The organism is Streptomyces sp. TRM49041 (assembly GCF_008271805.1).
In the GTDB taxonomy this organism is placed as follows: domain Bacteria; phylum Actinomycetota; class Actinomycetes; order Streptomycetales; family Streptomycetaceae; genus Streptomyces.
The window spans coordinates 33641-41964 of the sequence record NZ_VSRY01000132.1; the positions used below are offsets into that span (position 1 = coordinate 33641).

Below are 8324 nucleotides of genomic sequence, written 5' to 3' on the forward strand. Positions count from 1 at the left end.
TCCGGGCTGTTGGCGCAACATACGAATCGGATGATCGGTGGGGCGATCAGGGAGGGTCAGGAGAGGGTCAGGAGAGGATCACGCTGCGCGTGAGGTTGCGGGGCCGGTCGGGGTCGTGGCCGTTCGCCTCCGCGAGGGTCACCGCGAGGCGCTGGGCGCGGATCAGGTCGGCCATCGGGTCCGCCGACGCGTGTGCGTGGAGCGTGCCGCCGACCCGGGCCACGTCCGCCGCCAAGCCCTCCGGGAGCGCGCCGAAGACCCAGGCGACACGACCGGGTCCGGTGATCGAGATCGGGCCGTGGCGGTACTCCATCGCCGGGTACGCCTCGGTCCACGCGCCCGCCGCCTCGCGCATCTTCAGTCCGGCCTCCAGTGCGAGCCCGTACGTCCAGCCGCGCCCCAGGAACGTCCACTGCTCGGCCGCGAGCACCGCCTCCGGCAGGGGCTCCGTCACCGCCAGCTCCGCGTCCAGCGCCGCCCCCGCGACCGGCTTCACCCCGGGTACGTCGCCGAGGCCGGCGCGCAGAAACGCCAGCGCGGTCGTCGCGAACCGGGTCTGGACGACGGACTCCTCGTCCGCCCAGTCCAGGGCCGCGACCCTCTCGGCGGCGTCCACCACCGGGGTCTTCGGGTCCGCCGTCAGCGCCGTCGTGCGCGTCGCCCCCCGCATCCGCGCCAGGAGGTCCAGGACCTCCGTCGTCGTACCGGACCGTGTGATCACCACGACCCGGTCGTACGCCGCGGCCCGGCCCGCCGGGAACTCCGAGGCGGCGAACGCGTCCGTCTCGCCCTGGCCCGCCGCCTCGCGGAGCGCCGCGTACGCGAGGGCCATGAACCAGGAGGTGCCGCAGCCGGTGACGGCGACCCGTTCGCCCGGCCGTGGCAGCCCGTCGAAGGTCGCGGCTGCTTCGGCGGCGCGGCGCCAGCAGCCCGGCTGCGTGGTGATCTCGGCGGCTGTTCGGGACATGCGAGGGCTCCCACTGTCGAGGTCCGCGGACCTCCGGAACGTACCCGCGAGTAGGCCGCAGGTCGCCCGGACGTTGCCGAAGCGATACCGAAACAACCCCAGTGGTTTAGACCTAGGTGTAGACCTCATATCCTTCGCTCGGATGTAATCGCAGCTCGACGTGGAGCAGAGGGTGGTAAAGCTGTGCAGCGCCGCTACAAGGGACTGACCGCGGCGATGGCCGCACTGACGATCACGGCGACGATGTCGGGTTGCGGGGCGAGCGACTCCGGCGACGTCACCCTGAAGATCGTCGCCGCCGACTACGGCAGCAACGACGACAACACGTCGCAGAAGTACTGGAACGACCTGGCCCGCGCGTACGAGATGAAGACGCCCGGGGTCAAGATCGACGTCACCGTCCTGTCCTGGAAGGACGTGGACCGCGAGGTCGCCGAGATGGTGAACCGGGGCGAGGCCCCCGACCTCGCGCAGATAGGCGCGTACGCGGACCACGCCAGGGCCGGGAAGCTGTACCCGGTCGACAACCTCGTCTCCGTGCCGACCCAGGCGAACTTCCTGCCGAAGCTGCGGCAGGCCGGTGAGGTCGACCGCGTCCAGTACGGCATGCCGTTCGGGGCCAGCACACGGCTGCTCTTCTTCAACGAGAAGCTCTTCGCCGGCGCCGGGGCGAAGCCGCCCACGACGTGGGAGGAGCTCCAGAAGGCCGCCGAGAAGCTCAAGGCCAAGGACGTGAAGTACCCCTTCGCGCTGCCGCTGGGCTCCGAGGAGTCGCAGGCCGAGACCATGATGTGGCTGCTGAGCGGGGGCGGCGGCTACCGCGACACGACCGGCACCGCCTACCAGATCGACTCGCCCGCGAACGTCGAGACCTTCGGCTGGCTGAAGAAGGAGCTGGTCGGGAAGGGGCTGACGGGCCCGGTCGCCCCCGGCGACCTGGACCGGCAGGAGGCGTTCGACGCGTTCGTGCGCGGCGAGGTCGGCATGCTGAACGGCCACCCGACGCTGATGGAGACCGCCGAGCAGGCGGGGGTGAAGGTCGGCAAGGTCCCGCTGCCCGGCACCGCCGGCCGGGCGAAGGCGACGCTGGGCGTGGCCGACTGGATGATGGCGTTCAAGCAGAACGGACACCGCAAGGAGGTCGGCGCGTTCCTGGACTACGTCTACGCGGACAAGAACGTCGTCTCCTTCTCCGACCGTTACGACCTGCTGCCGGTCACCGTCACCGCGAGGGACACCATGGAGTCGGACGCCGAGCACGCGGCGCTGCGGCCGTTCCTGGAGCAGCTCGCCGGGTCGGAGCTGTACCCGGTCGGTGAGCGGTCCTGGACGAAGGTGAGCGAGAGCGTGAAGAAGAACATCGGCAAGGCCGTGGCGCCGGACGGTGATCCGCGGGCCGTACTGGAGGAGATCGCGCGGGACGCCAGGTCGGCGGAGGCCGCGGCGTCGGCGCAGTAGCTTAAGTTGCTGATATGACGGACGAGGACCTTTCCGACCGCGAGCGCGCGGTCCTGGCGATGGAGCGGCGCTCCTGGCCCGGGCCCGGTGCCAAGGAGCGCGCGATCCGTGAGCGGCTGGACCTGTCGCCCGTCCGCTACTACCAGCTCCTGAACGCTCTCCTGGACGACGAGCGGGCCCTGGCCCACGACCCCGTGACGGTCAACCGCCTCCGCCGCTTGCGCGAGGACCGCGAACGACGCCGCTGAGGGCCGGTCCGCTGTGCGGGGGCTCCGCGCGGCGCCTGGGCCGGCAGGTGTGCCCCCTGTGCCTTCTGGATAGATACGCACACATGTCCACCCACTTGGAAGAGGCACTCCCCGAGCCCCTCACGGCCGCGGGCCGTGAGGGCCTGGCGGCCATCCTGGCGCGGCCGCGGGCCGCCGCCGTGGCGGTCGACTTCGACGGCACTCTCGCCCCCATCGTCGAAGACCCCGAGCAGGCCCGCGCCCACCCGCGCGCCGTCCCCGCGCTGGCCGAGCTGGCCCCGCGCGTGGCGACGGTGGCCGTGGTGACGGGCCGCCCGGCCGGTGTCGCCGTCCGGTACGGCGGCTTCGCCGGGGTGCCGGGCCTGGACCACCTCGTCGTCCTGGGCCACTACGGCGCCGAGCGCTGGGACGCCGTCACCGGCGAGGTGCGGGCGGGGCCCGAGCACCCGGGCATCACGGCGGTACGGGCGGAACTCCCCGCCGTCCTGGAGAGGGCCGGCGCGTGGCCCGGCACCTGGGTCGAGGAGAAGGGCCGCGCGGTCGCCGTCCACACCCGCCGCGCCGCCGACCCGCGGGCCGCGTTCGACGCCCTGACCGTCCCGCTCACCGAACTGGCCGCCCGCCACGGTCTCGTCGTCGAACCCGGCCGCATGGTCCTGGAGCTGCGTCCGCCGGGCATGGACAAGGGCCGGGCCCTCACCGACCACGTCCGTGAGACGGGCGCCGAAGCCGTCCTCTACGCGGGAGACGACCTGGGCGACCTCCCGGCCTTCGCGGCCGTCGAGAGACTCCGCTCCGACGGCATCCCCGGCCTCCTGATCTGCAGCGGCAGCGAAGAGGTCCCCCAACTCGCCGCCCGCGCCGACCTCACCCTGCCGGGTCCCGCGGCGGTCGTGGACTTCCTCGCCGCCCTCGCCCGCGCCCTGTCCCGCTGACCGCCCTACCGCGCCGACCGCCCCTACCGCCCCTACCGCCCCTACCGCGCCGACCGCCCTACCGCTCCGGCCTCGCCTGCCCGGCCCCCGCCCGCAGCGCGTCCAGCTGCTCCACGAACCAGCGCTGCGGGGGGAGGGCGGTCGCGGCGGCGGCCAGGCGCTTCGTGCGCTCGGCGCGCTCGGTGGGCGGCATGGACAGGGCCTCGTGCAGGGCCCGGGCGGTGCCGGTGATGTCGAACGGGTTCACCGTGACCGCGTCGTCGGCCAGTTCCTCGTACGCGCCGGCCTCGCGGGACAGGACCAGGGCGCAGCCCTCGTCGGAGACGACCGGGACCTCCTTGGCGACCAGGTTCATGCCGTCCCGGATGGGGTTGACCAGGGCGACGTCGGCGAGGCGGTAGGCGGCGAGGGAGCGGGCGAAGTCGTCCTTCACATGGAGGAGGACCGGGGTCCACGTCTCCGTGCCGTACTCGGCGTTGATCTGCCCCGCGACGCGCGACACCTCCGCCGTGTACCGCTGGTACACCGGCAGGTCCTGGCGGGACGGGTACGCGAAGGCGATGTGGACGACCTGTTCACGCCACTCGGGGTGCTCCTCCAGCAGCGCGCGGAACGCCAGGAGGCCGCGCACGATGTTCTTCGACAGCTCCGTGCGGTCGACGCGGATGACCGTCTTCCGCGATCCGGCTCCGCCGACCTGCTCCCGGAGCAGCGCCATTCGCTCCGTCACGTCCGGTTCCCGCGACCTCGCCCGAAGGAACTCGGCGTCCGCGCCCAGACCGTGCACACCGATCTCCGTGGCGCCCGTGCCGCCCATCAGCCGGGTGCAGCAGGCCGCGAAGGCGTCCGCCCAGCGGTGCGTCAGAAAGCCCAGGCGGTCCGCGCCCAGCATCCCGCCGAGCAGCTCCCGCGCGATGTCGTCGGGGAGCATGCCGAAGTAGTCCGGCGGCGCCCACGGGGTGTGCGAGAAGTGGCCGATCCGCAGGTCCGGGCGGAGCGCGCGCAGCATCCCGGGTGCCAGCGCCAGGTGGTAGTCCTGGATCAGCACCGCCGCGCCCGGCGCCGCCTCCGCCGCGAGCGCCTCCGCGAAGGCCCGGTTGTACGCGCGGTACGCCTCCCACCGGCGCCGGAACTCCGCGTCGAAGACCGGCTCCAGAGGCGTCTGGTACAGCATGTGGTGGACGAACCACAGGACCGAGTTGGCGATGCCGTTGTACGCCGCGGCGTGCGTGTCCGGCGGAATGTCCAGCATGCGGACATCTGGTTCACCCGCCTGTCGCCCGCCACCGCCCCCCTGCGGAGGGGCGTCCGGCCGCGCACCCACGATTCCGCGCCGCACCGCCTCCCGGTCACCCTCGCCCAGCGCCGCGCACACCCACACCGCGCCCGCCTCGGGTCCGATCGCGGAGAGGCCCGACACCAGGCCGCCCCCACCGCGCCTCGCCTCCAGCTCGCCGTCCGCCTCGCGCAGCACGTAACTCACCGGGCCGCGATTCGATGCCACCAGGATGTCGGAGACCATGTGGCCAACCTAGCCCGCGCCGGAAACGCTCAAACGTACGGAAATCAAGCCACGCGGCGCTTTCGCATGTACTCCGCCACCTCGAGCATCGGTGGCCGCTCCTCCGTGTCCACCGCGTGCGTACGCGGCGCGAAGCCCTCCTCCGTACGGTCGAACTGCGTCAGCCGTGGCCGCACCAGATGCCCGCGCGACAGCCGCAGCTGCGCCGTCCGGTAGATCGCCGCCGCCATCCGCCCGAGCGCCCGGTCGTCCTGGTGCCGGTGCAGCCGCACCCCCACGTCCACCTGCGCCAGCGCGTCCAGGCCCACCGTGTGCAGCGCGTCCACCAGCAGGCCGAGCTCCACCCCGTAACCGACCGGGAACGGCAGGCGTTCGAGGAGCGAGCGCCGCGCCGCGTACTCACCGCCCAGCGGCTGGACGAACCCCGCCAGCTGCGGCCAGTGCAGGTTCAGCAGCGGCCGCGCCACCAGCTCCGTGACACGCCCGCCCTGGCCGCCCTGACCGCCCGCCGGACCGGTACTCAGCGGGCGGTCGTACATCGCCTTCACGAACTCGACGTCCGGGTCCGTCAGCAGCGGCCCCACGATCCCCGTCACGAAGTCCGCGTCGAACTCCCGCAGATCCGCGTCCACGAAACACACCACGTCCCCGCCCGTGACCAGGAGGGACCGCCACAGGACCTCGCCCTTGCCGGGCGCGGCGGGTATGCGTGGCAGCACCTCGTCGCGCGCCACCACCCGCGCGCCCGCCGCCGCGGCCACCTCCGCCGTACGGTCGGTCGAACCCGAGTCGAGGACCACCAGCTCGTCGACGAGCGGCACCGCCTCCGACATCAGCTCCCGCCGGATCACCGCGACGATCTCCCCGACCGTCGCCTCCTCGTTCAGGGCGGGCAGGACTACACTCACCGTCGTCCCGTGCGCCTGCTTCGCGGCGAGCAGCTGGTCGATCGGCCGGTCGGCCACGCTCCAGGACCGCCGGTCCAGCCAGCGCTCCACCTCTTCCAGCACCCGCGCCCACTCCTCTTGTGATCCATCTCGCGGTTCGGACGCCTATCTCAGACATCCACCCCTTCGGTTACAGTCTTGAACAACGCGCAGGACGACCGCATGCCGGGGTCCCGTGCCGACAACCACATACCGCTCATCCAGAGGGGCAGAGGGATACGGCCCGATGAAGCCCCGGCAACCCTCCAGCCGGCACTCGCACATTCACGCGAGGTCCCCCGGCTAGGGAAGGTGCCAAATCCGTCTCACGGCGAAACGCGCCAGTGAGAAAGATGAGGAGAAAGGGCCTCGCCTCCCATGGCTGCGCAGATCACAGCACCTACCGCACAGACCGCAAGCACCGCCTCTGTCGACCTCGGGCCCGCCTCCGCCCTCTCGTGCCGCGAATGCGGCGAGCGTTTCGAGCTCGGCCCGATCTTCGCCTGCGACCAGTGTTTCGGCCCCCTCGAAGTGGCCTACGACCTGCCGCTCGGCGACCCGGACGCGCTGCGCAAGCAGATCGAGGCCGGCCCCGCCAACGTGTGGCGGTACGCGCCGCTCCTCCCCGTCCCGGCCGACGTCGCCGACAAGCCGAACCTCAACCCCGGCTGGACCAAGCTCGTCAAGGCGGACAACCTCGCCCGCGAACTGGGCGTGACCGGCGGCCTGTACATCAAGGACGACTCGGGCAACCCCACGCACTCCTTCAAGGACCGCGTGGTCGCCCAGGCCCTGGAGGCCGCCCGCGCGTTCGGCTTCACCACCCTCTCCTGCTCCTCCACCGGCAATCTCGCCGGTGCGGTGGGTGCCGCCGCCGCCCGTGCCGGCTTCCGCTCCTGCGTGTTCATCCCGCACGACCTGGAGCAGGGCAAGGTCGTCATGGCCGCCGTCTACGGCGGCGAGCTCGTCGGTATCGAGGGCACGTACGACGACGTCAACCGCTTCTGCTCGGAGCTCATCGGCGATCCGCTCGGCGAGGGCTGGGGCTTTGTCAACGTCAACCTCCGCCCGTACTACGCCGAGGGCTCCAAGACCCTCGCGTACGAGATCTGCGAGCAGCTCGGCTGGCGGCTGCCGGACCAGCTCGTCGTCCCCATCGCGTCCGGCTCCCAGCTGACGAAGATCGACAAGGGGCTGCAGGAGCTCATCAAGCTGGGCCTCGTCGAGGACCGGCCGTACAAGATCTTCGGCGCCCAGGCGGAGGGCTGCTCCCCGGTGTCCACGGCCTTCAAGGCCGGTCACGACGTCGTACGGCCCCAGAAGCCGGACACCATCGCCAAGTCGCTCGCCATCGGCAACCCGGCGGACGGCCCGTACGTCCTCGACATCGCCCGCCGCACCGGCGGCGCCGTGGAGGACGTCGACGACGAGCAGATCGTCGACGCGATCAAGCTGCTGGCGCAGACCGAGGGCATCTTCGCGGAGACCGCGGGCGGTGTGACCGTGGGCGTGACCAAGAAGCTGATCGAGGCGGGCGTACTCGACCCGTCCCTCACCACCGTCGTCCTCAACACCGGCGACGGCCTCAAGACCCTGGACGCGGTCGCCCCGACGACCGGTCCGACCGCGACGATCCGCCCGAGCCTGGACGCGTTCCGCGACGCCGGCCTGGCCACCCACTGAACCACCGGCTCAACCACTGGGAGACCCGAATCATGAGCGTCAACGTCCGCATCCCCACCATCCTCCGTACGTACACGGGCGGCCAGGCCGAGGTCCCGGCGGAGGGCGCCACGCTGGGCGACGTCATCGCGTCGCTGGAGAAGAACCACCCGGGCATCGCCGCGCGCGTCCTCGACGACCAGGGCCAGCTGCGCCGCTTCGTCAACGTGTACGTGAACGACGACGACGTCCGCTTCGAGGGCGGGCTCGCCACCGTGACCCCGGACGGCGCGGGCGTTTCCATCATCCCGGCGGTCGCCGGCGGCTGCTGACGCCGCAGGCGTGATCTGTCCACTTCTGTTGCCCCCTCCGCGAGAGAAAGCGGAGGGGGCAATTCTGCATGGTTGAGCGCGGTAGGGTTGGGGAAGTCCCCGCCGTCGCCTGTGCCACCCGCATATGAGAATGCGCCCGGTCGCGACAAGATGTAGCCAAAGTGTCGCCGCATGATGCGCCTTTTGTGCGCTTTGCCCGGCCCGACTTGCCGGGATTATTACCATTCCGGCCGCAATTTCCCTTCGCTCGTGCTCGGAATTCTCGTCCGATTGA

At 71.7% G+C, this 8324-nt stretch carries 8 protein-coding genes and 1 riboswitch; of the genes, 5 read left to right on the forward strand and 3 right to left on the reverse strand.

Translation table 11 applies throughout. The features are described 5' to 3' along the window. Positions 1 to 67: 67 nt before the first annotated feature. Positions 68 to 967 (reverse strand): sugar isomerase, encoded by a 900-nt coding sequence (locus tag FVS66_RS16190; protein ID WP_149181887.1) that lies wholly within the window; start codon positions 965 to 967, stop codon positions 68 to 70. A 216-nt stretch (positions 968 to 1183) separates the two neighbouring features. Here FVS66_RS16190 and FVS66_RS16195 point away from each other — a divergent pair, with 216 nt between their 5' ends. The 3 genes from FVS66_RS16195 to otsB all read left to right on the forward strand — a co-directional run bounded on the left by FVS66_RS16195 (position 1184) and on the right by otsB (position 3608). Then, a complete protein-coding gene (locus tag FVS66_RS16195; protein WP_149181896.1) occupies positions 1184 to 2425 on the forward strand; it encodes an extracellular solute-binding protein in 1242 nt (413 codons plus the stop codon). Positions 2426 to 2439: 14 nt separating this feature from the next. Then, on the forward strand, positions 2440 to 2673 hold the full coding sequence (locus FVS66_RS16200) for a DUF3263 domain-containing protein (RefSeq protein ID WP_149181888.1): 234 nt from the start codon (positions 2440 to 2442) through the stop codon (positions 2671 to 2673). Positions 2674 to 2756: 83 nt separating this feature from the next. Then, positions 2757 to 3608: a trehalose-phosphatase gene (gene otsB / locus FVS66_RS16205; protein ID WP_149181889.1), complete on the forward strand. Its 852-nt coding sequence runs from the start codon at positions 2757 to 2759 to the stop codon at positions 3606 to 3608. Between the two features lie 58 nt (positions 3609 to 3666). Here otsB and FVS66_RS16210 read toward each other — a convergent pair whose 3' ends face one another. After that, the gene (locus FVS66_RS16210; protein WP_149181890.1) at positions 3667 to 5130 is read right to left on the reverse strand and encodes a trehalose-6-phosphate synthase; all 1464 of its coding nucleotides are present in this window, start codon (positions 5128 to 5130) and stop codon (positions 3667 to 3669) included. Between the two features lie 44 nt (positions 5131 to 5174). Next, positions 5175 to 6140 carry a glucosyl-3-phosphoglycerate synthase gene (locus FVS66_RS16215; RefSeq protein WP_149181891.1) on the reverse strand — a complete coding sequence of 322 codons (966 nt, stop codon included), beginning with the start codon at positions 6138 to 6140 and terminating at the stop codon, positions 5175 to 5177. Between the two features lie 130 nt (positions 6141 to 6270). Next, positions 6271 to 6416, forward strand: a riboswitch (SAM riboswitch). A gap of 18 nt (positions 6417 to 6434) precedes the next feature. Between FVS66_RS16215 and thrC the strand changes: the two genes are divergently transcribed. After that, positions 6435 to 7739 carry a threonine synthase gene (gene thrC, locus FVS66_RS16220; protein ID WP_149181892.1) on the forward strand — a complete coding sequence of 435 codons (1305 nt, stop codon included), beginning with the start codon at positions 6435 to 6437 and terminating at the stop codon, positions 7737 to 7739. Between the two features lie 32 nt (positions 7740 to 7771). Continuing rightward, on the forward strand, positions 7772 to 8050 hold the full coding sequence (locus FVS66_RS16225) for a ubiquitin-like small modifier protein 1 (RefSeq protein WP_149181893.1): 279 nt from the start codon (positions 7772 to 7774) through the stop codon (positions 8048 to 8050). Positions 8051 to 8324: the final 274 nt, after the last annotated feature.

Bases quoted from the DNA above. Each gene is read 5' to 3' on its own strand.
- FVS66_RS16225 (WP_149181893.1), top strand. From the start codon at position 7,772: ATGAGCGTCAACGTCCGCATCCCCACCATCCTCCGTACGTACACGGGC.
- FVS66_RS16190 (WP_149181887.1), bottom strand. From the start codon at position 967: ATGTCCCGAACAGCCGCCGAGATCACCACGCAGCCGGGCTGCTGGCGC.
- FVS66_RS16200 (WP_149181888.1), top strand. From the start codon at position 2,440: ATGACGGACGAGGACCTTTCCGACCGCGAGCGCGCGGTCCTGGCGATG.
- otsB (WP_149181889.1), top strand. From the start codon at position 2,757: ATGTCCACCCACTTGGAAGAGGCACTCCCCGAGCCCCTCACGGCCGCG.
- FVS66_RS16195 (WP_149181896.1), top strand. From the start codon at position 1,184: ATGGCCGCACTGACGATCACGGCGACGATGTCGGGTTGCGGGGCGAGC.
- FVS66_RS16210 (WP_149181890.1), bottom strand. From the start codon at position 5,130: ATGGTCTCCGACATCCTGGTGGCATCGAATCGCGGCCCGGTGAGTTAC.
- thrC (WP_149181892.1), top strand. From the start codon at position 6,435: ATGGCTGCGCAGATCACAGCACCTACCGCACAGACCGCAAGCACCGCC.